This window comes from Klenkia terrae, from assembly GCF_900491935.1.
In the GTDB taxonomy this organism is placed as follows: Bacteria; Actinomycetota; Actinomycetes; order Mycobacteriales; family Geodermatophilaceae; genus Klenkia; species Klenkia terrae.
Genome location: NZ_UEXK01000004.1, coordinates 560,418 through 582,170 on the forward strand (window position 1 = coordinate 560,418; position 21,753 = coordinate 582,170).

The 21,753-nt window shown below is 74.6% G+C and carries 23 protein-coding genes and 1 pseudogene; 6 read left to right on the top strand and 18 right to left on the bottom strand.

The window, feature by feature from the left end; translation table 11 throughout:
• From LFA75_RS02945 to LFA75_RS02995, 11 genes and pseudogenes are all read right to left on the bottom strand, one after another.
• A complete protein-coding gene (locus tag LFA75_RS02945) occupies positions 1–555 on the bottom strand; it encodes a hypothetical protein (protein WP_225232273.1) in 555 nt (184 codons plus the stop codon).
• Positions 552–2,450 (bottom strand): DNA primase, encoded by a 1,899-nt coding sequence (dnaG, locus tag LFA75_RS02950; protein WP_225232274.1) that lies wholly within the window; start codon positions 2,448–2,450, stop codon positions 552–554. The genes LFA75_RS02945 and dnaG overlap by 4 nt, the downstream gene beginning before the upstream one ends.
• Positions 2,451–2,537: 87 nt before the next feature.
• On the bottom strand, positions 2,538–3,038 hold the full coding sequence (locus LFA75_RS02955; protein ID WP_225232275.1) for a hypothetical protein: 501 nt from the start codon (positions 3,036–3,038) through the stop codon (positions 2,538–2,540).
• Complete coding sequence (locus tag LFA75_RS02960) at positions 3,035–3,655, bottom strand: YdcF family protein (protein ID WP_225232276.1); 621 nt, start codon at positions 3,653–3,655, stop codon at positions 3,035–3,037. The genes LFA75_RS02955 and LFA75_RS02960 overlap by 4 nt, the downstream gene beginning before the upstream one ends.
• 59 nt (positions 3,656–3,714) lie before the next feature.
• On the bottom strand, positions 3,715–4,332 hold the full coding sequence (locus LFA75_RS02965) for a hypothetical protein (protein WP_225232277.1): 618 nt from the start codon (positions 4,330–4,332) through the stop codon (positions 3,715–3,717).
• Positions 4,333–4,412: 80 nt separating this feature from the next.
• Positions 4,413–4,865, bottom strand: a complete 453-nt coding sequence (locus LFA75_RS02970) for a hypothetical protein (RefSeq protein ID WP_225232278.1) — start codon at positions 4,863–4,865, stop codon at positions 4,413–4,415.
• Positions 4,862–6,025 carry a tRNA dihydrouridine synthase DusB gene (dusB, locus tag LFA75_RS02975; protein WP_225232279.1) on the bottom strand — a complete coding sequence of 388 codons (1,164 nt, stop codon included), beginning with the start codon at positions 6,023–6,025 and terminating at the stop codon, positions 4,862–4,864. The genes LFA75_RS02970 and dusB overlap by 4 nt, the downstream gene beginning before the upstream one ends.
• 22 nt (positions 6,026–6,047) lie before the next feature.
• On the bottom strand, positions 6,048–6,308 hold the full coding sequence (locus LFA75_RS02980; RefSeq protein ID WP_225232280.1) for a response regulator transcription factor: 261 nt from the start codon (positions 6,306–6,308) through the stop codon (positions 6,048–6,050).
• A gap of 94 nt (positions 6,309–6,402) precedes the next feature.
• Positions 6,403–6,651 (bottom strand): annotated as a pseudogene (locus tag LFA75_RS02985) (ATP-binding cassette domain-containing protein); the annotation flags it as partial.
• Between the two features lie 111 nt (positions 6,652–6,762).
• Positions 6,763–8,157, bottom strand: a complete 1,395-nt coding sequence (locus tag LFA75_RS02990; protein ID WP_225232281.1) for a glycine--tRNA ligase — start codon at positions 8,155–8,157, stop codon at positions 6,763–6,765.
• A 63-nt stretch (positions 8,158–8,220) separates the two neighbouring features.
• Positions 8,221–8,481 (bottom strand): antibiotic biosynthesis monooxygenase, encoded by a 261-nt coding sequence (locus LFA75_RS02995; RefSeq protein WP_225232282.1) that lies wholly within the window; start codon positions 8,479–8,481, stop codon positions 8,221–8,223.
• Between the two features lie 61 nt (positions 8,482–8,542).
• On the opposite strand from LFA75_RS02995, the gene LFA75_RS03000 reads away from it, so the two are divergent.
• From LFA75_RS03000 to LFA75_RS23750, 3 genes are all read left to right on the top strand, one after another.
• Entirely contained in the window at positions 8,543–8,884 is a 342-nt protein-coding gene (locus tag LFA75_RS03000) for an ArsR/SmtB family transcription factor (protein ID WP_225232283.1), read from the top strand.
• The gene (locus LFA75_RS03005; protein ID WP_225232284.1) at positions 8,884–9,279 is read left to right on the top strand and encodes a Fur family transcriptional regulator; all 396 of its coding nucleotides are present in this window, start codon (positions 8,884–8,886) and stop codon (positions 9,277–9,279) included. The genes LFA75_RS03000 and LFA75_RS03005 overlap by 1 nt, the downstream gene beginning before the upstream one ends.
• 111 nt (positions 9,280–9,390) lie before the next feature.
• The gene (locus tag LFA75_RS23750; protein ID WP_263639346.1) at positions 9,391–11,274 is read left to right on the top strand and encodes a serine/threonine-protein kinase; all 1,884 of its coding nucleotides are present in this window, start codon (positions 9,391–9,393) and stop codon (positions 11,272–11,274) included.
• A 12-nt stretch (positions 11,275–11,286) separates the two neighbouring features.
• Here LFA75_RS23750 and LFA75_RS03015 read toward each other — a convergent pair whose 3' ends face one another.
• Entirely contained in the window at positions 11,287–12,105 is an 819-nt protein-coding gene (locus LFA75_RS03015) for a serine/threonine-protein kinase (RefSeq protein WP_225232285.1), read from the bottom strand.
• Positions 12,106–12,254: 149 nt separating this feature from the next.
• Here LFA75_RS03015 and LFA75_RS03020 point away from each other — a divergent pair, with 149 nt between their 5' ends.
• Entirely contained in the window at positions 12,255–14,297 is a 2,043-nt protein-coding gene (locus LFA75_RS03020; RefSeq protein WP_225232286.1) for a cation:proton antiporter, read from the top strand.
• 78 nt (positions 14,298–14,375) lie between these two features.
• Here the strand turns inward: LFA75_RS03020 and LFA75_RS03025 are convergent, their stop codons facing one another.
• From LFA75_RS03025 to LFA75_RS03035, 3 genes are read right to left on the bottom strand one after another with little or no spacing between them, the layout of a single operon-like run.
• Positions 14,376–15,827 (bottom strand): FHA domain-containing protein, encoded by a 1,452-nt coding sequence (locus tag LFA75_RS03025; RefSeq protein ID WP_225232287.1) that lies wholly within the window; start codon positions 15,825–15,827, stop codon positions 14,376–14,378.
• The gene (locus LFA75_RS03030) at positions 15,827–16,261 is read right to left on the bottom strand and encodes a hypothetical protein (protein ID WP_225232288.1); all 435 of its coding nucleotides are present in this window, start codon (positions 16,259–16,261) and stop codon (positions 15,827–15,829) included. The genes LFA75_RS03025 and LFA75_RS03030 overlap by 1 nt, the downstream gene beginning before the upstream one ends.
• 37 nt (positions 16,262–16,298) lie before the next feature.
• Positions 16,299–17,831, bottom strand: a complete 1,533-nt coding sequence (locus tag LFA75_RS03035; RefSeq protein WP_225232289.1) for an FAD/NAD(P)-binding protein — start codon at positions 17,829–17,831, stop codon at positions 16,299–16,301.
• Between LFA75_RS03035 and LFA75_RS03040 the strand changes: the two genes are divergently transcribed.
• On the top strand, positions 17,823–18,695 hold the full coding sequence (locus LFA75_RS03040) for a serine/threonine-protein kinase (RefSeq protein WP_455428448.1): 873 nt from the start codon (positions 17,823–17,825) through the stop codon (positions 18,693–18,695). The two genes, LFA75_RS03035 and LFA75_RS03040, sit on opposite strands and share 9 nt — an antisense overlap.
• Complete coding sequence (locus LFA75_RS03045) at positions 18,692–19,309, top strand: hypothetical protein (protein ID WP_225232291.1); 618 nt, start codon at positions 18,692–18,694, stop codon at positions 19,307–19,309. The genes LFA75_RS03040 and LFA75_RS03045 overlap by 4 nt, the downstream gene beginning before the upstream one ends.
• Before the next feature lie 10 nt (positions 19,310–19,319).
• Here LFA75_RS03045 and LFA75_RS03050 read toward each other — a convergent pair whose 3' ends face one another.
• Genes LFA75_RS03050 through era form a run of 3 tightly spaced genes read right to left on the bottom strand, consistent with a single transcriptional unit; the run spans position 19,320 to position 21,745 of the window.
• The gene (locus LFA75_RS03050) at positions 19,320–20,084 is read right to left on the bottom strand and encodes an isoprenyl transferase (protein WP_225232292.1); all 765 of its coding nucleotides are present in this window, start codon (positions 20,082–20,084) and stop codon (positions 19,320–19,322) included.
• A complete protein-coding gene (gene recO / locus LFA75_RS03055) occupies positions 20,081–20,830 on the bottom strand; it encodes a DNA repair protein RecO (protein ID WP_225232293.1) in 750 nt (249 codons plus the stop codon). The genes LFA75_RS03050 and recO overlap by 4 nt, the downstream gene beginning before the upstream one ends.
• Positions 20,831–21,745 (bottom strand): GTPase Era, encoded by a 915-nt coding sequence (gene era, locus LFA75_RS03060; RefSeq protein ID WP_225232294.1) that lies wholly within the window; start codon positions 21,743–21,745, stop codon positions 20,831–20,833.
• Between the last annotated feature and the right edge of the window lie 8 nt (positions 21,746–21,753).

Below are 21,753 nucleotides of genomic sequence, written 5' to 3' on the forward strand. Positions count from 1 at the left end.
TCAGCGGGTCGTGTCCTCGCCCTCGACGGCCTCGGCCAACCGCTGGCGGGCCACGTCCCGGGCGGCCGGGTCGTCCCGGTCGGCGTCGTCGTCGAACACCACGGTCCACTCCCGGGCGGACTGACCGGGCACGCGGCGGGCCACCAGCAGCACCCCTCCCCCGGCCGGCAGCGGGTGGCGCTTGCTGGCCACCACCGTCTGGTCCACCCGCCGCCGCACCACCGCCGGCAGCTCGCCGGCGTCGTCCAGCACGTGCCGGGTGACCGCCCCCCGCGCCTGCACGCCGGGTTCGACCTCGAGCAGAGGGGTCACCGCGAACGAGCCGCCGGTCTCGGTCGCCGCCCAGCGGGCGTGCCCGACCAGGTGCCAAGGCAGCAGTTCGCCCTCGGGGGCGTCGGCGCCGTCGGGGACGGTCCGCAGCCCGGCCGAGGTGGCGGCCAGCCAGCCGCCGTCCCGGCGCGCGCCCCAGGCCAGCACGTCCTCGGACCCGGCGGCCTGCGCGACCGGGCCGGGCGGGCGGCCGAAGCGCTGCACGAGCCGGCGGAACGGGTTCACGCGCTGAGCCCGCCGATGGCCCGCTCGCGCAGCGACCGGGCCTCCTGCTCCAGGGCGACCAGCTGGCCGAAGACCTTCGTGTACTCCTCGGGCGCCTCGACCGGGTTCATCCGCTGCAGCCGGCCCTTGAGCGCGGTCACCCGGCGCACCGTCGCCATCTCCTGCAGGCGGGTCAGCACCGCGTGCACGTACCCGCTGTCCGGCTCGTCGGACGGCGACTTCAGCGGCTCCACCGCCAGGGCCGGCAGCAGGCGGCGGGCCTCGTCGGACTCCGCCGCGGCACCCACCTGGTCCAGCCAGGCGGCCCCGCCCACGGTCGCCCCGGCGGCTCCCCCGGCGGCGGCGATCGCCGCCGCGACCGCCGCGTAGTCCGGGTGCGTCCAGGAATCCGGAGCGATGCCGTCGAAGGCCGGGCCGGCGAGCTCCGGCGCCTGCAGCGCCGTCTTCACCGCCTCGCGCTCGATGAACGCCGCGGCGTCGTCCGCCGTGCGCGCGGGTGCCTTCGCCCGCGGCGCGGGCCGGCCGTTGGTCGCGCCCTCACCGGTCAGCGCGCGCACCCGGGCCAGCACCTCGGCCTCGTCGGTGTTGCCCAGCATGCCGGCCAGCTGGCGGGCGTACGCCGGGCGCAGCGCGTGGTCCTTGATGCCGGCCACCATCGGCGCGGCCTTGTCCAGCGCGTGCACCCGACCCTCGACGGTGTCCAGGTCGTAGCCGGCCAACGTCGTCTTGAGCACGAAGGCGATCAGCGGGACCCGCCGGGCGACCAGGTCGCGGACGGCGGCGTCGCCGTGCGCCTGGCGCAGCTCGCAGGGGTCCCGGCCGTCGGGCTCGACGGCGACGAAGGTCTGCCCGACGAACCGCTGGTCCTCGGCGAAGGTCTTCATCGCCGCCGCCTGGCCGGCCTTGTCGCCGTCGAAGCAGTAGACGACCTCGCCGCGGAACTCGTCCTGGTCCATCAGCAGCCGGCGCAGCACGTTGATGTGCTCGGCGCCGAACGCCGTCCCGCAGGAGGCGACCGCGGTGGTCACCCCGGCGATGTGGCACGCCATCACGTCGGTGTAGCCCTCGACGACGACGGCCCGGTGCTGGCGGGCGATGTCCCGCTTGGCCCGCTCCACGCCGTAGAGCACGGTGGACTTCTTGTAGAGCGGGGTCTCGGGGGTGTTCAGGTACTTCGGGCCCGGGTCGTCGTCGGCCAGCTTGCGGGCGCCGAAGCCGATGACGTCGCCGGTGATGTCCCGGATCGGCCACAGCAGCCGGCGGTGGAACCGGTCGATCGAGGTCCCGCGCGAGGACTGCTTGCTCAGCCCGGCCAGCTCGAGCTCGGCCTGGCTGAAGCCCGCCCCGCGCAGGTGCCGGGTCAGCACGTCCCAGCCGGCCGGGGCGAAGCCGCAGTCGAACTCGGCGGCCATCTCCCGGGTGAAGCCGCGCTCGGCGAGGAAGGTGCGGGCGATCGCGGCGTCGGGGGTGGCCAGCTGCTGCCGGTAGAACTCCGCGGCGGCTGTGTTGGCCGCCACCAGCCGGGCGCGCTGGCCGGCCGCGGCGCGGTCCGGGGCGCCGGTGGGCCGGCCGCCGTCGTCCTCGTACTGCAGCTGGATGCCGACCTTGCCGGCCAGCAGCTCGACGGCCTCGCTGAAGGACAGGTGGTCGATGTCCTGCACGAACTTGATGACGTCGCCGCCCGCGCCGCAGCCGAAGCAGTAGAACAGCTGCCGGGCGGGGGTGACGTGGAAGGACGGCGACTTCTCGTCGTGGAAGGGGCACAGCCCCTTCAGCGACCCGCCCCCGGCGCGCTTGAGCTGCAGGTGCTCGCCGACGACCTCGTCGATCGTGGCCCGCTCGCGCACCGTGGCGATGTCGGCGGCCCGGATGCGGCCGCGCCGCTCACCGGCCATGACGAACTCTCCCGTGCACGGATCCCCTCTCCCGCGCCGACCCGGCTGCCCGGCGCCGTCCCATCATCCCAGCGGCCGCCGACGGCGTCACGCGGCCGCCGCGGCCTGGTTCCGCCGGGTGAAGGTGTGCTCCAGCCAGAGCAGGAAGACCACGTGCCGCAGCGGGACGTCGTCGCGCAGCTCCAGGGTGGGCACCGGGCTCCAGAAGCCGACCCGGCCGCTGGTGCCCAGGGTCGCGCCGTCCGACGTCCAGACCCGGTTGCGGGCGCCGCCCTGCACCTGGACCAGCACGCCCTCCAGGTCCACGTCGTGCCGGGAGGTCCAGAACGAGGTGCGCACCGCCCGCATCCGGGTGGTGCCCTCCGGGTCGACCGACAGCCGCGCGCCCAGGTCCCCGCTCTCCTTGCCGAACACCCACTCGGCGCCGTCGACCACGGCTCGGGCCCGCTCGCGCCAGAACCCGAGCTGGAGGGTGGCGACGACGAGCCCGCCGCTGGCCACCTTGTCGGGCTCGCCGCCGGCGACCACCGCGCGCACCCCGGCGTCCATCCCGGCCTCGCCGGGCGCCGGCAGCGTCCAGCGGGTCATCCGATGCCCGGGGCGCCGGCCACGCTCTCGCCGGTCGCCCGGTAGAGCAGGTAGGCGGCGGTCTCGCGGAGGATGTAGCGGAACTGGGTGCTGCGGGTCTGCACCGCCGGGCCCTGCCGGGTCGGCGAGCTGGCCGCGTCGATGCCGGAGTCCTCGGCCATCCGCTCGGCCCGCATGGCGTGCCACGGGTCGGTGACCAGGACCGCGGTGGACCAGCCCTGTGCGTCGAACTCGGCGGCGACCAGCCGCATGCTCTCCAGGGTGTCCACCCCGTCGGTCACCGCGACCAGGTCCTCGGCCGGGACGCCGGCGTCGAGCAGGTAGTCGCGGCCGGCCTCGGCCTCGGTGAACTCGTCGCCGTCCTTCTTGCCGCCGACGGTGACCACGACGGGGGCGACGCCGTCCTCCCAGAGGGCCAGCGCGTGCTCCAACCGGGCCTCGAAGATGGAGCTGGGGACGCCGTTGTACTGCGCCGAGCCCAGCACCACGATCGCGTCGGACCGGGGCTCGGCGTCCTGCCGGGCGGTCCACCAGATGGCGATCGCGGTCGACACCACCACCAGGGCGACGGCGAGCACGGCCGCCCCGACCGCGCGTCCCACGAAGCCTCCGACCATGCCGTCATGGGTACCACGTGACCTTGTCAGCGGAGGTGCAGTGAGCTGGTGGGCGAGGCTCAGCCGAAGCCGAGCGAGCCCCCGCACACGCGGTAGCCGTCCTCCTCGACCAGGACGACGTCCTGCTGGGCGGTCTGCCCGAACACCGTCAGCGCCAGCACGACGTCCACCGCGGGCCGCCCGTCGGGGGCCACCGTGTCGGTCGTGCTGACCACCTCGGCCTGCACGGAGTCCGGCACCTGGTTGCCACCCATGAGGTCGGTCTCCACGGCGGACTCGGGCACCTGGGCCTGCACCCGCTCGCACAGCAGGTCGTGCACCCGCCCCGAGTCCCCGTCCACCGCCGCGTCGATGTAGGCCAGCGCCGCCGCGGACGGCGTGCTGGGGGCGCGGCCGGACACCAGCACGAACCCCAGGACGGCGAAGAGCACCGTCACCGTCACCACCGCGGAGCCGACCACCGCCGACGTCTGGCTCTTCGGCGACGGCGCCGGGGACCGGTAACCCGGGAAGCCGACGGCGCGCGCCGTCCCGCCCTGCGATGCGGCCTGCGCCGGCGTGGGCACGTACTGCTGCTGCGGAGCCCCGATCTGGCCGGGGAACACGACCTGGGTCGGGGCGGCCGGGGGCCCCGAGCCGAGCTGCTGACCAGGGCCGGGCGGTGGGGGCTGGACCACGGCGGTCCTCTCTGCGGCGGGCGGGGGGGCGCCATGCTGCCAGCCCCGGCCGGTCACCGGAAGTGCTGTGCGCCCACCGATCAGGCGATGCCGCAGACCTTCGCGCCACCTTGGGCGATCACGACCAGCTGCACGGTGGTCACCGAGCCGCCGTCGTCCCAGGCGACCGGGACCACCTCGGCTCGCTGGCCGTCAAGGTCGCCCTCGACGGGGTCGCCGACCGACGGTGTACCCGGTCGCAGGTAGTCCCCCGCGACCTGGTCGGCCCGCAGGCGGGCCTGCTCGTCCTCGCACAGCAGGCCCCAGGCGGTCTGGGCGTCCTCGGCGGCCAGTGCCCGGGCGAACACGTCGGCCACCTCGGTCACCTGCTCCTGGGTGCTCCCGGTGACCATCGGCAACAGGACCACTGCGCCGACCGCGACGGCCGCGGTGCCGGCCCCCAGCGCGAGCAGCAGACCGCGACGCGGGCGGCCCGGCCCGGCGTGCAGCGGCTGGGGATCGTCGTCGTAGAGGAAGGGGCCCTCGGTGCTCATCCGCCACCGACCAGCAGCTCGGCGCCGACCGGGGGGCGCGGGTCGTCGCGGTCGTCGAGCCAGCCCGCGGGCAGCGCGACCGGGCGGGGCGGCGTCGTCCGGCCGCGGGGAGCGCCCAGGACGGCGACCGGGTACGGCTGGTCCTCGACGCCGGCCAGCAGCTCGGCGAGCTCGTCCAACGAGCTGACCATGGCCAGCGCCCGCCGGGTGTCCGAGCCGACCGAGAAGCCCTTGGTGTACCAGGCGACGTGCTTGCGGAAGTCCGAGCAGCCGTGGGTCTCGCCGTGCTCGGCGGCCAGCAGGGTGGCGTGCCGGTGCATCACGGCGGCCACCTCGCGGAAGGTCGGCAGCGCGCGCTGCGTCGACCCGGCGAAGGCGGCGGCCAGGTCGCCGAACAGCCACGGCCGCCCGAGGCAGCCCCGGCCGACGACGACGCCGGCGCAGCCGGTCTCGGCCACCATCCGGAGGGCGTCGTCGGCCTCCCAGACGTCGCCGTTGCCCAGCACCGGGATGTCCACGGCCTCGACCAGCCGGGCGATGTGCGTCCAGTCGGCGGTGCCGCTGTAGAGCTGGTCGGCGGTGCGCCCGTGCAGGGTGATCGCGGCGGCGCCGGCGCCCTGGGCGATGGCGCCGGCCTCGAGGTAGGTGTGGTGCTGCGGGTCGATGCCGACCCGGGTCTTCACCGTCACCGGCACGTCGCCGGCTGCGCGCACGGCCGCGGAGACCACGTCGCCGAACAGCCGGCGGCGCCAGGGCAGGGCCGCTCCCCCGCCCTTGCGGGTCACCTTGGGCACCGGGCAGCCGAAGTTCAGGTCGATGTGCGCAGGCCGGGTGCCGGCGACGCACTCGTCGACCAGCAGCTCGACCGCGCGGCCCACGGTGGCCGGGTCGACGCCGTAGAGCTGCACGGAGAAGGCGTCGTGCTCCTCGGTGGTCGCGCGCACCATCCGCAGCGTCTTCTCGTTGCGCTCCACCAGCGCCCGGGTGGTGATCATCTCGCAGACGTAGAGCCCGGCGCCGAACTCCCGGCACAGGGTGCGGAAGGCCGGGCCGGTGATGCCGGCCATCGGGGCGAGGACGACGGCGGGGTCCACGGTCAGCGGGCCCAGCCGCAGCGGCGCGGGCGCGCCGGCGGGGCGGGCGTCGAGGACGGCGGTCACCCCTCCAGGGTAGGCGGGCCGCTCAGGAGGGCAGCCAGCCGTTGTCCTCCGCCAGCCGGACCGCCTCGGCCCGGGTGCGCGCGCCGGTCTCGCCGATCGCCGCGGACAGGTGGTTGCGCACCGCGCCGGGGGCCAGGTGCAGGTCGCCGGCCAGGTCGGCCACCGTGCCGCCGTCCCGAGCAGCACGCAGCGCCTCGGTCTCCCTCGCCGACAGCGGCGTGGTCCCGGCGGTGAGGGTCTCGGCGGCCAGCACCGGGTCGACCACCCGCAGCCCGCCGTGCACCCGGCGGACCGCGTCGGCGAGCTGCCGGGCCGGGGCCGCCGGTCTGCATGACCGCGGCGACCAGGCCGTGCGCGACGGCGGTCCGCGGGGGTAGGCCGTAGACCTGGACCTGACCGGAGTCGGGGCGGGACAGGCCCAGCAGCACGTCGATGGTGGTGGTCTCGCCGGCCCCGTTCGGGCCGAGGAAGGCCATGACCTCGCCGGCCCGGACGGTGAGGTCCAGCCCGTCGACGGCGGTCACGCTGCCGGACCGCTTGGTCAGCCCGGCGAGCCGGACGGCCGGGGGCGCCCCCGCGGAGGTGGTCGGTGCACCCGGCACCGCGCTGGTCTGCGTCACGCCCACTGCCTGGTCAGCGGGCTGCCGCTGGACATCGGCCGACCATCACGACCCCACCGTGACACCTGTCATCCGCACCCGCGTGGGGGTCGGCCGGGGATGGTCACCGCCCCTCGGTCAGCAGCCGGGGAGGCGCTGGGCGAGGTAGCCGACGACCTGGTCCAGTCCGACGCGCTCCTGGGTCATGGTGTCGCGCTCCCGCACGGTCACCGCGTCGTCCTCGAGGGTGTCGAAGTCGACGGTGAGGCAGAACGGCGTCCCGATCTCGTCCTGGCGGCGGTACCGGCGGCCGATGGCGCCGGCGTCGTCGAACTCGACGTTCCAGTTCTTCCGCAGCGCCGCGGCCAGGTCGCGCGCCTTGGGCGAGAGGTCGGCGTTGCGCGACAGCGGCAGGACGGCGGCCTTGACCGGCGCCAGCCGCGGGTCCAGGGCCAGCAGCGTGCGGGTGTCGACGCCGCCCTTGGCGTTGGGGGCCTCGTCCTCGCGGTAGGCCTCGACCAGGAAGGCCATCAGCGAGCGGGTCAGGCCGGCTGCGGGCTCGATGACGTAGGGCGTCCAGCGCTCGTTCGTCGTCTGGTCGAAGTAGGACAGGTCGGTGCCCGAGTGCTCGGAGTGCGTCTTCAGGTCGAAGTCGGTGCGGTTGGCGATGCCCTCGAGCTCGCCCCACTCCGAGCCCTGGAAGCCGAACCGGTACTCGATGTCGACGGTGCGCTTGGAGTAGTGCGACAGCTTCTCGGCCGGGTGCTCGAACAGCCGCAGGTTGTCCGGGTCGATCCCCAGGTCGGTGTACCAGTCCTTGCGCTGGGCGATCCAGTACTCGTGCCACTGCTCGTCCTCGCCGGGCTTGACGAAGAACTCCATCTCCATCTGCTCGAACTCCCGCGTGCGGAAGATGAAGTTGCCCGGCGTGATCTCGTTGCGGAAGCTCTTGCCGATCTGGCCGATGCCGAACGGCGGCTTCTTGCGGGCGGCACCCATCACGTTGGCGAAGTTCACGAAGATGCCCTGCGCGGTCTCCGGGCGCAGGTAGTGCAGCCCGGACTCGTCCTCGACCGGGCCGAGGTAGGTCGTGAGCATCATGTTGAAGTCGCGCGGCTCGGTCCACGAGCCGGTGACCCCGCAGTTGGGGCAGGTGATCTCCGACAGGCCCTCGGGCGCGCGGCCCTTCTTGGCCTCGAATGCCTCCTCGAGGTGGTCGGCGCGGAACCGCTTGTGGCAGTTCTGGCACTCCGTCAGCGGGTCGGTGAAGACCCCGACGTGGCCGGAGGCGACCCAGGTCTGGCGGGGCAGGATGACCGAGGAGTCCAGGCCGACGATGTCGTCCCGGCTCTGCACGACCGTGCGCCACCACTGCTTCTTGATGTTCTCCTTGAGCTCGGTGCCCAGCGGCCCGTAGTCCCAGGCGGAGCGGGTACCGCCGTAGATCTCCCCGGCGGGGAAGACGAACCCCCGGCGCTTGCAGAGGTTGACCACCTTGTCCAGGCGGGCGGGGTCGTGCGGGGCGGTGCTCACGGAGGATCTCCATCCGGCTGGCGGTCGGCGGTTGCCCTCCAACGCTAGACGGCGACAACCAGCTCACTCCGACAGGTACACCCCGGGCTCGTCGACCGCGTGCACCCAGACCGGGGCGCCGGTGATCTTCACCTCGGCCGCGGACAGTGCCCGGCGGTAGGCGCCCACGCCGTCCCAGGTGGTCAGCAGCGCGCACAGCCCGGGGTCGTCGGCCGCGGTGCCGAACTCCCCGGCGACGAAGCCCGGCCTAGCCCGGAGGGCAGCCAGCAGCGCTGCACCGTCGGCCAGCAGCGCTGCGGGGTCCTCGGTCCGGAACCTGGTCACCGCGAACACGGGCACCCCTCCATGTTTGACAATGGTTCTCACATGCACGGATGATGGTGCCATGCCGGCCGCCCCGCTCGAGCTCACCCGCCGGCTCCCCGAGGACGTCGCCGCGGCCAGCGAGCTGCTGTCCGCGCTGGCCGCGCCGCTGCGCCTGTCGATCGTGGCCCTGCTGGACGAGCACGGCACGTCGTGCGTGCACCAGCTGGTCGAGGCCCTCGGCGTCACCCAGCCGCTGGCCTCCCAGCACCTGCGGGTGCTGCGCGGTACCCGCCTCGTGGCCGGCGACCGCCGGCACCGCGAGGTGCACCACCGCCTGGCGGACGACCACGTCGGCCACGACGCCCTCGGGCACGCTGCGCACACCCAGACCTCCGCCGCTGCCCCGGTCTCGATCGCCTGATGGCCCGCACCACGCGCCAGCGCACCGCCGTCGCCGCGGTCTTCGACGACCTCGAGGGGTTCCACAGCGCCCAGGAGGTGCACGCCCGGCTGCGCGCCGACGGCGACTCCGTGGGGCTGTCCACGGTGTCCCGCGCCGTCCAGGCCCTGGCCGAGGACGGCGAGCTGGACTCCATCCGGACCGACTCCGGCGAGGCGCTGTACCGCCGCTGCAGCACCCAGCACCACCACCACCTGGTCTGCCGGGGCTGCGGGCGGACCGTGGAGGTCGCCGGGCCGGTCGTGGAGAGCTGGACCGACCGGGTCGCCGCCGAGCACGGGTTCGCCGACGTCAGCCACACCCTGGAGATCTTCGGCACCTGCGCCTCCTGCCGCACGGCCGCCGCCGACGGCTGATCACGGCGTGGTCACAGCCGTTGGCCGCACGCTCCCCGGTCCCTAGACTCCGAGCGCGGTGGGCAAGGGCCCCCGCCGGGTGCTGGGTCGGATGGCTGAGGGGGGCGCGCGGTGGAGTCCGAGCAGTTCGGGAGCTACCGCATCGAGGCGCTGATCGGGCGCGGCGGCATGGGCGAGGTCTACCGGGCCTACGACACCGAGCACGAGCGCACCGTCGCCCTCAAGGTCCTCTCCGAGCACCTCGCCGCCGACCGCGGCTACCGCGAGCGCTTCCGCCGGGAGGCCCACCTGGCCGCCCGGCTCAACGAGCCGCACGTCGTCCCGATCCACCGGTACGGCGAGATCGACGGCCGGCTGTTCCTGGACATGCGCCTGGTCCGCGGCGACGACGTGGCCCAGGTGCTCGCCCGCGACGGCCGCTTCAGCCCCGAGCGGACAGTGTCGGTGGTCAGCCAGGTCGCCCAGGCGCTGGACGCCGCGCACGCCGACGGCCTGGTGCATCGCGACGTCAAGCCCTCCAACGTGCTGCTCACCGGCAGCGGCGACGCGGAGTTCGCCTACCTCGTCGACTTCGGCATCGCCCGGTCCACCACCGACTCCCAGGGCCCCTCGCTGACCCAGACCGGCGCGGCGCTGGGCTCGTTCGACTACATGGCGCCCGAGCGGTTCCTGGAGCGCGAGATCGACCTGCGGGTCGACGTGTACGCGCTGGCCTGCGTGCTCTTCGAGTGCCTGACCGGTCGCCGGCCCTTCCCGCGGGACGGGCTGGGCGCCCAGATGTTCGCCCACGTCAACACCGAGGTGGACCCGCCGTCCTCGCTGGCGCCCGGGATCCCGACCGCGCTGGACGCCGTCGTCGCCCGCGGCCTGGCCAAGGACCCCGACGCCCGGTACGCCAGCGCCGGCGAGCTCGCCGCCGCGGCCCGCACCGCGCTGGGCGGCCGCCCCCGCCCCGAGGTGGTCGTGCCGCAGGCGCCGCCCACCACGATCCAGGACCTGCGCAGCGTGCCGCAGACCGTCGGCTTCACCGACCCCTCCGGCGGTGGCGGCACCGGTGGCGGGTTCGGCCCGACCGGCCCCGGGACCGGTGGCGGCTTCGGCCCGGTCGGTCCGGGCACCGGTGGCGGGTTCGCCCCGAGCGGTCCGGGCACCGGCGGCGGGTTCGCCCCGGTGCGGCAGGGCACCGGCGGCGGGTTCGCGCCCCCGGTGGGACCGGGCACCGGCGGCGGGTTCGGGCCGGGGCCGGGCGCCTGGACGGCGACACCGGTGGCCACCTACCCGCCGCGGCAGGGCACCGCCGGCGGCTTCGGGCCGCCGACCAACGGCGGCACGTGGGGCGGGCAGCAGGTCCCCCCGCCGCCGCCGAAGAAGTCCTCCGCCGTGCTCTGGATCGCCCTGGTCACCACCGTCGTCATCGCGGTGATGGTGGTGGTCGCCGTCGTCGTCACCCGCGGTTCGGACGGCGAGGACGTCACGGTCACCGACCCGCCGCCGTCCACGACCACCGTGACCCAGACACCGCCGACCTCGGAGCCGGCCGAGGAGACCACGCCCTACGACTCCCTCCGCGAACGCGTCCCGCCCGACTTCGACGCGTCCGGGTGCACCGAGGAGGAGCTCCCCGGGGACGGTGCGGACTCCTTCCTGGAGTGCGGGTCGGCGCAGTCCGACGGTGGCCCGGAGGCCTCCGGGTTCTACGGCTACCCCGACGTGTCGACCCTGCAGGACATCTTCGCCAACGACGTCGCCGGCCAGGGCCTGACGCAGGTGTCCTTCGACGACCTGCCGGGGACGTACGGGTGGACCTACTACACGATCGGTGGCGAGCGAGCCGGCGCCGTGGCTGCGTTCCTGCTGGAGGACGGCACCGGCGTCATCCTCTGGACCCAGGACGACGCCCTCGCCGAGGGCGCGGCCTACGTGTCCGGCGCCGACGACCTCGACGAGCTGTGGGACTGGTGGCTCACCCCGAAGAGCACCTTCGAGGCACCGTGAGTCCGGGGCCCGTCAGCCGACCATCCGGCGCACCAGCTCGCTGACCTCGGCGGTGGTGCCCGGCCGCTGGCCCAGCGGCGCCAGGCAGGCCTGCACCACGGCCGCCTCCTCGGCGCTCATGCCCGGACCGAGCACCGGTTCGGCCGCCAGCACCCGCCGGATCGCCAGCAGCGGCTCGTTGGCCGGGAGCTCGCCGTACAGGCCCACGCCGGTCAGCGCCCGGTGCAGGGTGGCGCCCAGGGCGAACACCTCGCTGCCCCGCGAGGGCCGCTGGCCCTGCAGGATCGCCGGGTCGACGTACTCCACCGACGCCGCGCCGGCCATGCCGGTCATGGTCACCCCCGGCGCGAGCACCCGGGACAGCCCGAGGTCGGACAGCTTGCCGCCGGTCTCGGTGACCAGGACGTTGGCCGGCGTGACGTCGCCGTGGGTCAGCCCGGCCTCGTGCAGCGCGTGCAGCGCCAGGCCGGCGTCGGCCACCGCGCGCAGCACCTCGGGGCGGGCCAGCGGTCGTGCCGGGGTGGCCAGCGAGCCCAGCGGGCACCACTCCATCGCGTAAAGGAAGCTGTCCTCGAGCACCGCGTCGTACACCCGCACCAGGTAGGGCGAGGAGACCTGGGCGAAGGCCCGCAGCTCCCGCACCCCGCGCTCGTAGGCCTGCTCGCTGTGCGTGCCGGTGAACACCTTCACCGTGACGTACTCGTCGGGCAGCCCCAGCCGCGCCGGGGGCCGGGCCAGGTAGTAGCGACCGTTGTTGCCCTCGCCCAGCAGTCGCACCACCGGGTAGTCGGCCACGTGGCTGGGCGTGCTGGTCCGGGTCGAGACGTCCACTGCCGACTCCTCGCGACGAGGTCCTCCGCCGTCCCCCACGGGCGGCGGGCGAAAGGCTCCCACGTCCGTCCCGCCGTCGCTAGGCTCCGGCGAACGCGGTGGCGGACCGAGCCGTTCCGCCCGACCAGCGACCAGCCCGGGAGCCGTCCGTGGAGCACACTCCGGCCGAGATCGTCGCCTACGTCTTCGTGGGCCTGGCCGTCATCGTCGTGGTGGCCCGCCTGGTCGGCCGGCTGGCCGTCCGGCTGGGCCAGCCGGCGGTGGTCGGCGAGATCATCGCCGGCATCGCCCTGGGCCCGAGCCTGCTGGGGGCGCTGCCCGGCGACCTGGACCAGCTGCTGTTCCCCACCGACGTCCGGCCGTACCTGAACGTCCTGGCCCAGCTCGGGCTGGTGCTCTTCATGTTCATCGTCGGCCTCGAGGTCGACCTGTCGTTCATCCGCGGCCGGGAGCGGGTCGCCTTCACCGTCTCCGCCGCCTCGATCCTGCTGCCCTTCGGGCTCGGCATCGGCCTGGCGTTCGTGCTGCACCCCCGGCACGACGTCGTCGGCGGGGACGCCGTCGGCTTCGTCGCCTTCGCGCTGTTCCTGGGCGTGGCCATGTCCATCACGGCGTTCCCGGTGCTGGCCCGGATCCTCAGCGAGCGCGGCATGCACCGCACCCCCACCGGCGTGCTGGCGCTGGCCTGCGCCGCGGTGGACGACGTCTTCGCCTGGGCGCTGCTGGCCGTCGTCGTCGCGGTCACCGTGGGCGGCACGTTCACCGGCGTCGCCCAGATCCTGCTGCTCACCGTCGGCTTCGCGCTGGTGGTCTTCCTGGTGCTGCGCCCGCTGCTGCGCCGGCTGGTGGAGCGCTACGAGCACCACGGCCGGCTGACCCCGGACATGCTGGCGCTGGTCCTCGTCGGCGTGCTGGGCAGCGCGTTCATCACCGAGGAGATCGGGATCCACTTCATCTTCGGCGCCTTCCTGTTCGGGGTCGCCATGCCCCGCACCGGTGCGGCGGCGCTGAACCGGGAGGTGCTGGACCGGATCGAGCAGGTCAGCGTGCTGCTGCTGCTGCCGGTGTTCTTCGTGGTCACCGGGCTGGGCGTGGACATCGGCGGGCTGTCGGCGCGCAACCTGGTCGAGCTGCTCCTGGTGCTGCTGGTCGCCGTCGCCGGCAAGTGGATCGGCGCCTCGGTGGCCGCGCGGTCCCAGGGGGTGCCGCGCCGCCAGGCCACCTCGCTGGGCGTGCTGATGAACACCCGCGGCTTGACCGAGCTGGTGATCCTCAACATCGGGGTCGGCCTGGGCGTGCTGGACGGCACGATGTTCACGCTGCTGGTGGTCATGGCCGTGGTCACCACCGTGATGACCGCCCCGCTGCTGCGGATCACCTACCCGCCGCGGGCCGTCCAGCGCGACATCGAGGCCGCCGAGCGCGCCGCCCTCGGACTGCCCGACGCGTTCACCGTGCTCGTGGTGGTCGGCGACCCGGAGGCCGACGCCCAGCTGGTGCAGCTGGCCGCGGACCTCGCCGGGCTGGAGCGCCCGGCCCACCTGGTCCTCAGCCGGGTGCTGCCCGCCCGCCCCGGCCTGGAGGTCGCCAGCGGCCTGGGCCAGGAGCTCGGGCTGATCGCCGCCTCCGGGGACCAGCTGCGCCGGCTGGGCCGGCCAGCCGAGGCGCGCGGGCTGACCACGTCGGTGAGCGCCCGGTTCAGCGACGACCCGTGGCAGGTGGTGCGGGACCAGGCACGGTCGACCGCGGCCGACGTCGTCCTGGTGCGGGCCGGGTGGGGCCCGGCCGGCGCGGCGCCCACCGAGGCCGACGAGCTCGCGGCCTCCGTCGTCCAGGTCCACGGCACGGGCACCGAGGACGACGACGTCTGGCTGCACGTCGGCGGCTCCCCCGCCGCCCGCGCGGCGGTCCGGCTGGCCGCTCAGCTCGCCGCGGCCCGCGACGCCCCGCTGCGCCTGGTCGGCGCGGGCGGCGGGCGGGCCCGCCGGCAGGCCGACGGGGGGGTCGAGCTGCTGGAGCGGGCCGGGCTGACCGTGCACCGCGAGCCGACCGCGGCCCCGACCGGGCTGCACCCGGGCCCGGTCGGGGCGGCCGAGCCGGTCGAGGACGGCGTGGTGCTGGCCGTGCTCGCCGGCACCGACGACCGCGACCGCGACCTGTCCGAGACCGTCGCCGACCTCGAGACCCCCTGACTGCGACGCACCGGAACGGCCCCCTCGCAGGGGCCCGCGGCGTGCGGAGCGCGTCGTGGGGGGCGAGGGGGTCCTTCGTCAGAAGCCGCCGTGGGGCGACTGGAAGGCGAACTGCCGACCGCCGAGGCGGACCGCCGTCCCCGGGGTGAGCCGGACGGCCTGACCCGGCACCAGCGAGGACCACCCGGGTGCACCGGCGGCGGCGACCAGCGTGCCGTTGGCCGACCCGGCGTCGATGACCAGCACGTCCCACTCGTGCAGCCGGACCTCGAGGTGGTGCCGGCTGACCCCACCGGTCGTGTCGACCACGAGCAGCGGACGCAGCTCCCCGGCCAGCACCCGCTCGTCGCTGTCGGGCTCGCGGCCGAGGAGGTAGTCGGCGTCCAGGTTGACCGTCGCGCCGTTGTCGAACACCAGCAGGCCCAGCGGGGGCCGCACGCCCTCGAGGAACACGCCGGTGCGCTCGGCCATCCGGATGCCGCACAGCGCGCAGAAGTGCACCCGCGGGTCGTTGAGGTGGCCTCGCGAGCAGAGGAAGCCGTGCACCTTGGCGCGGTCGTCGGTCTCCTCGGCGGCCAGCGGGGTGACCGGCTGGGCGGAGCTGACCACCGGCAACGGCTGCGCGACCGGTAGGGGGTCGGCCGGGGCGAGCAGGTCGAACGAGCGCGCCGGGGCCGGCAGCGGGGCCGGGGGCTCCGAGGGCTCGGTGGGCCGCGGCGGCGGTGCGCTGGAGACCACCGGTGGCGTCGGCGCGTCCGTCGGCGCCGAGACAGCACCCGGGGGCGGCAGCCGGACGGCGGTGGTGGACGCCGGTCCGAACGCCCCGGTGCCACCCGGGGAGGCCACCGGGGACAGCACGGCGGCGCCGCCGGGCACCGCGCCGCTCTCCAGGTCGGCGAGCGGGTGCGGCGAGCCGCCGGGGTCGGTGCCGGCCGACAGGCGCAGCGCGGCCGGCGGCCAGTCCACGGTGCGCTCGAGGCGGGGGGTGCCGTCGGCGAGCGGCTCGCCCTCGTCGGCGCTGAGCCGCAGGCCCAGCTCGGGCACCTGGGCCAGCGCGCTGCCGACCAGGGTGATGGCCAGGCCGTCCTCGGTGGCCGCGGCCACCGCCAGCGACGTCATGGCGCTCTGCCCGTCCAGCCAGCCACCCAGGGTCTCCTGCAGGCGGCGGCCCGGCGCGCGGCTGCCCTCGGCCGAGACCTTGCGGCACAGCGCGACGAGCTCGGCCAGGCGGTCGGGACCGCCGGTCCCCAGCGCGGTCGGCGGTCCGGAGTGCCGGGCGCCCGGGCTGCGGCCCCAGCCGTCCAGCCCGGCCGACGCCCGGGGCGCCGGCGGCGTGGTCTCGGGCACGACGACCAGCAGCAGGCCCGGCATCCGGACGACCAGGTCGGCACCGGGGACGACGGCGACCGAGACCTGGTCGAAGGCGGGCACCGTGGCCGCGCCGGAGGACGCCGGCGCCGGCCGCGGGGGCACCGGCCGGTCCGGGGCCGGGGGCCGGCCGGGGATGGGGGGCAGCGGGGACGACGGCATCAGACCAGCCGCCCGCCGTTGAAGCGCCAGTGCACGAACGGCACCCGCATCGGTCCGTTGGCGATGAGGAACACCCACATCCAGGTCGTGACGAAGTGGATCACGAACGCCCAGCCGGGCAGCGAACCCACCCACGGGATGGCCCCGCCGGCGAACAGGAACCACACGAGCAGGCCCTCGGGGACCATGGTGACCAGGCCGAACAGGGTCGGCCAGTCCTTCTCCCACCGGAACTGCTGGATGCCGTGGTAGACGAGCTCCCACAGCACGCCGAGCACGGTGACCACCAGCAGCACCGAGAACGTCGCCGCGTACGAGGCGCCGATCCCGACCCCGGTGGGCAGCACCGGGGTGACCAGCAGGGTCCACAGGGACCCGACGACGACCAGCAGGACGACCCGGGTCTGGATCCGGCCGTTGAGGGTGGGCAGCACGAGGGGCTCTCCGGGTCTCGAGGGGGTTCTCGGTGGGTCAGATCTGCTTGCCCCGGGCCCACTTCCACCACTGGCTGGTGGAGCGGCCGGGGCCGAGCTTGCTGCCGAAGCCCTGCGCGTGCAGGTCGTCGGCGATCTCCTGGGCGGCGATCTGCAGACCGAGGAAGGTGTCGACGCCGGGGAAGTACCCGCCGAGCGTGGCGCTGCCCGAGGCGTAGATGCGGCCGTTGCCGCTGCGGGTGCCGCGGACCTCGAAGCTGCGCTCGACGTCCAGCCGCCCGACCGGGTTGCGGCCGGCACCGGAGTGGTCCAGCAGGTCGGCCAGCACCCGGTGCTCGCGGATGTCGGCCTCCAGCCCGGTGCAGTCGATGACCGCGTCGAAGGAGCCCAGCTGCGGCCCCTGGTCGCTGTTCACGGCCACCTCGACCAGCTCGCCGGTCTTGGTCATCCGGTCGATCTGGCCGACCATCACCCGGTACCAGCCCTGGGCGCGGCCGCGGGACAGCTGCTCCTGCCAGTTGTGCCGGATCGGGGTGTTGGTGCCGCCCATCTCCTTGTAGAGCCGGGCCCGCTCGGGTCCCTCGCTCTTGCGCACCTGCTGCTTGAGCTGGCCGCCCCACACCGACTTCGGGTAGTTGAAGCCCTGGTAGGCCCAGCCGTCGGCGCCCTTGCGGCGCTTGAGGATCCCGGTGCCGTGCGGCTTGTCGGTGTAGGTGCGGAACAGGTGCACGATCTGGGTGTCCAGCCGCAGCCGGTCCCGGTCGTCGATCAGCCGCTGCAGCACGCGGGAGGCGACGATGCCGCCGCCGCGGATGAGCACCACGCCCGGCTTGGCGCGCAGCTTCTCGTAGACCTGCTCGTGCGGCTCGTAGGCGTTGACGACGCTGGCGTAGTCGTTGGTGAGGGTCCGGTAGTCCTGCAGGTCGTCCAGGAACTTCAGCCCCGGGTAGCCGACGGCCACGTGCACCCACTGGCTGCGGTAGGCGATCCGCCGGGTGGAGGTCGCGCCCTGCGGCGGGGTGAGGACGGTGAAGTACCCGCCGCCGGCCCGTCGGCGCACCATCCGGACCTGGCCCCGCACCACCATCTCCGGGTACCGGATGCGGTGCATCTCCGCCTCCATGGAGACGAAGGCGTGCCCGGCCCTGGGCGTGTAGTAGTTGGCCCAGATCGGCTCGACCAGCACGTTCCACAGCTGCTTGAGGTCGCCCTTGAGCCCCTCGCGCAGGGCGTAGCTCGGGAACCCCCAGATGTTGTCCGGGCAGGACGCCGAGTCCGAGCGCAGCCGCTCCCCGCGCGGGACCTGGGACACCGTCGTCAGGTACTCGTAGCTCTGCCACGGCGTGTCCAGCGGGGTGAGCACCCGGATCGCCGAGGTGGGGACGCCGCAGATCCGCAGGTAGTCGGTGGTCACGAACGAGCCGATGCCGCCGCCGAAGGTCACGAACGGCACGTCGACGACGGGGATCCCGTGCTCGGCGAGCATCCCGTCGGTCCACACGTCGGTCCCGACCAGGCGGTCGCTGAGGTCGCCCGCGGCGGGGGGCGGCGGGGCGAGGGGATGGCTCACGGAGGGCACCTCGGGTACGTCGGGGCGGACGTCGTCCGGGGAACTGTCTTGCCCCCGGGTGCCCGTGTCAACGCCCTGCGGCGCGACCTGGGCCGGAACGAGACCGGACCGTGTCGTCGCGCCCTCTACGATCGTCGCGACGCCGGGGGTCGCCTGGGGTCCCGCACGCGTCGGAGGAGGCCCGTGGAGTCAGGTCGGTTCGGGCCCTACCGCATCGAGGAGCTCATCGGGCGGGGCGGGATGGGCGAGGTCTACCGGGCCTACGACACCGAGCACCGGCGTACGGTGGCCCTCAAGGTGCTGTCCTCGGGCCTCGCCGGGGACGACGGCTACCGCGAGCGGTTCCGGCGCGAGGCGCACGCGGCCGCCCGGTTGTCCGAGCCGCACGTCGTCCCGATCCACCGGTACGGCGAGATCGACGGCAAGCTCTTCCTGGACATGCGCCTGGTGAAGGGCGTCGACCTCGGGGACCTGCTGCACGCGCACGGCGCGCTGGAGCCGGCCCGGGCCGTGGCGGTCGTCGGCCAGGTCGCCCGGGCGCTGGACGCCGCGCACGCCGAGGGCCTGGTGCACCGGGATGTGAAGCCCTCCAACGTGCTGGTCACCGGTGAGCCCGGCGACGAGTTCGTCTACCTGGTCGACTTCGGCATCGCGTGGTCGGCCGCGGACTCCGAGGGCCCCTCGCTCACCCAGACCGGCTCGGCGGGGGGCTCGTTNCCGCCATCCGAGGGCCTCTGTGGTCGCGGGGGCTGGGAGATGTGCATAAGAGCCCGCCGCGGCCGCGGGCCGTCGGCATGGCGGGCCCCGGCTGGACGATGCCCCCCGCCCCCCCGCCGAGCTGGTCCGGTCCGCCGGGCGCGGTGACCGACCCCGGTCGACCGGCCCGCCGCCGGTGGCTGCCCTGGGCCGCCGCCGGCGTGGTGGCCGTGGCCGTCGCCGCGGTGGTCGGCGTGGTGGTCAGCCAGGACGACGACCCCGACACGACGACGACCCCCACGACCAGTGCGGCCCCCACCACGTCGGCCGAGGACGCCGAGCTGCTGGCGGCGCTGCCCAGCGCGATCGACGGCTGCTCGCCGGCGACCACCTCGGCCCTCGGCGAGGTCGCCGCGGTGGACTGCGGCGCCAGCCCGGTGCAGCCCGGACCGTCCGCGGTGCAGGTCTCGCGGTTCACCGACTCCGGGGCGGCCGACGCCGCGTTCCTGGCCCGGGTGGACGCCGACGGCCTGACTCCGCTGCCGTCGCGGGAGACCTGCCCGTCGACGCAGGGCTACTACTACTGGCTCGACGACGACCGGCAGACCGCCGGCCGGGTCGGCTGCCTGACCACCACCCGCGGGGACGCCGTCCTGTTCTGGACCGAGAGCGCCGGCCAGGTGCTGGTCACCGCCACGGCGGCCGGCGCCGGCACCCAGGGGCTCGCCGACCTGGTCACCTGGTGGTCGGGGGACCGCAGCACGACCACCTTCGCCGGCTGACGGGCAGCGCTCAGGCGCTGCCGAAGCGGCGTTGGCGGGAGGCGTACTCCTCGCAGGCGGCCCAGAGGTTGCGGCGGTCGAAGTCCGGCCCCAGCACGTCCTGGAACACCAGCTCGGCGTAGGCGGACTGCCAGAGCAGGAAGTTCGAGGTCCGGTTCTCCCCCGAGCTGCGCAGGAACAGGTCGACGTCGGGCATGTCGGGCTCGTCGAGGACCCGGGCCACGGTCTTCTCGGTGATCTTGCCGGGGTTCAGCCGGCCGGCGGCGCCCTCGCGACCGATCGCCGCGGCGGCGTGGGCGATCTCGGCCCGCCCGCCGTAGTTCACGCACATGGTCAGGGTGAGGACGTCGTTGTCCTGCGTCAGCTCCTCGGCGACCTCGAGCTCCTTGATCACCGAGCCCCACAGTCGCGGACGGCGCCCGGCCCAGCGCACCCGCACGCCCAGCTCGTGCATCTCGTCGCGGCGGCGGCGGATCACGTCGCGGTTGAAGCCCATGAGGAAGCGGACCTCCTCCGGGCTGCGCTTCCAGTTCTCGGTGGAGAACGCGTAGGCGCTGATCGCGCCGATGCCCAGCTCGATGGCGCCCTCGACGCAGTCGAACAGCGAGGCCTCGCCGGCCTCGTGGCCCTTGGTGCGGGGCAGCCCGCGCTGCTTGGCCCACCGCCCGTTGCCGTCCATGACCACGGCGACGTGGTGCGGCACCTTGTCCGCCGGGATGGCCGGGGGCCGGGCGCCGGAGGCGTGCGGGGTGGGCGGCCGGACGGCGCGCCTCACGAGCGGTCCACCAGGGACAGCGAGCGCAGCCCGCGCTCCAGGTGCCACTGCAGCAGTGCGGCCACGAGCCCGCTCCCCTCGCGTCGGTTGGTGCCCTGGCTGGCCTCGGCGGTGGCCCAGTCGCCGGTGAGCAGGGCCTCCAGCAGCTCCACGGTGACCGGGCTGGGCAGCGTGGAACCGGTGGGCCGGCAGGCCGGGCAGACCATGCCGCCGCCGGGCACCGAGAAGTGCCGGTGCGGTCCGGGCTCGGCGCAGCGGGCGCAGTCGGTGAGCGCGGGCTCCCAGCCGGCCACCGACATGGCCCGCAGCAGGAAGGCGTCGAGCACCAGGCCGGGCGGGTGGGTCTGCTCGGCCAGGGACCGCAACGCCCCGATGACCAGCAGGAACATCCGCAGCGACGGTTCCTTCTCCTCGGCGGTGAGCCGGTCGGCGGTCTCGAGCACCGCGGTGCCGGCGGTGTAGCACCGGTAGTCGGTGACGATGGCCGGGCCGTAGGAGTGCAGGGACTCGGCCTGGCTGACGATGTCGAGGTTGCGGCCGGTGTAGAGCTGCAGGTCGACGTGGCTGAACGGCTCGAGCCGGGCGCCGAACTTGCTCTTGGTCCGGCGCACGCCCTTGGCCACCGCGCGCACCTTGCCGGTGCGCCGGGTGAGCACGGTGACGATCCGGTCGGCCTCGCCGAGCTTCTGCACCCGCAGGACGACGCCCTCGTCGCGGTAGAGGGCCTTCGGGGTGTGCGCCGACACCTAGTAGCCCAGCCGCTGCAGCTTCTTGGGGTCGTCCTGCCACTCCCCCAGCACCGTGACGTGCAGCGACAGGTGCACCCGGCCGCCGAGCAGGTGCTCCAGGCCGACCCGGGCCTCGCTGCCGATCGCCTTGATGGTGGCGCCGCCCTTGCCCAGCAGCATCGGCTTCTGGCTGGCCCGCTCGCAGTGCAGCAGGACGTGCAGCTCGGTGAAGACGGCCTCGGGGTCGCGGGGGTCGGGCTTGCGGATGATCTCCTCGACGCTGACGGCCAGCGAGTGCGGCACCTCCTGGCGCACCTTCTCCAGCGCGGCCTCGCGGACCAGCTCGGCGATCTGCCGCTCGAGGTCGTCGTCGGTGAGCTGGTCCTCCGGGTACATCGGCGGGCCCTCGGGCAGCATGCCGACCAGCAACTCCGCGAGCAGGTCGACCTGCTCGTCGGCCACGGCGCTCACCGGCACCACCTCGCGGGCCTCGACCAGCTGGGAGGCCGCGATCAGCTGCGCGGTGATCGCCTTCTTCGACGCCACGTCGGTCTTGGTGACCACCAGCACCACCGGGGTGCTCACGTTCTTCAGCTGCCGGGCGATGAACGCGTCGCCGGCGCCGACGGGCTGGTCGGCCGGGATGCAGAACACGATGACGTCGACGTCGGCCAGGGTGTCGCGGACGACGTCGTTGAGCCGCTGGCCCAGCAGGCTCTTGGGCTTGTGCAGGCCGGGGGTGTCGACCAGCACCAGCTGGCCGTCGGGCCGGTGCACGACGCCGCGGATCGCGTGCCGCGTGGTCTGCGGCCGGTTGCTGACGATGCCGACCTTGTCGCCCACCAGGCGGTTGGTGAGCGTGGTCTTGCCCGCGTTGGGGCGCCCGACCAGCGCGACGAAGCCGCTGCGGTACGGGGCATCAGGGGTGCTCACGCCGACCA

What these genes read in the sequence shown, in the direction of transcription:
- LFA75_RS02955 (WP_225232275.1), bottom strand. Translation starts at nt 3,038, where the DNA reads ATGACCCGCTGGACGCTGCCGGCGCCCGGCGAGGCCGGGATGGACGCC.
- LFA75_RS02970 (WP_225232278.1), bottom strand. Translation starts at nt 4,865, where the DNA reads ATGAGCACCGAGGGCCCCTTCCTCTACGACGACGATCCCCAGCCGCTG.
- dnaG (WP_225232274.1), bottom strand. Translation starts at nt 2,450, where the DNA reads ATGGCCGGTGAGCGGCGCGGCCGCATCCGGGCCGCCGACATCGCCACG.
- LFA75_RS03005 (WP_225232284.1), top strand. Translation starts at nt 8,884, where the DNA reads ATGGCCCGCACCACGCGCCAGCGCACCGCCGTCGCCGCGGTCTTCGAC.
- LFA75_RS03000 (WP_225232283.1), top strand. Translation starts at nt 8,543, where the DNA reads ATGCCGGCCGCCCCGCTCGAGCTCACCCGCCGGCTCCCCGAGGACGTC.
- LFA75_RS02960 (WP_225232276.1), bottom strand. Translation starts at nt 3,655, where the DNA reads ATGGTCGGAGGCTTCGTGGGACGCGCGGTCGGGGCGGCCGTGCTCGCC.
- LFA75_RS03025 (WP_225232287.1), bottom strand. Translation starts at nt 15,827, where the DNA reads ATGCCGTCGTCCCCGCTGCCCCCCATCCCCGGCCGGCCCCCGGCCCCG.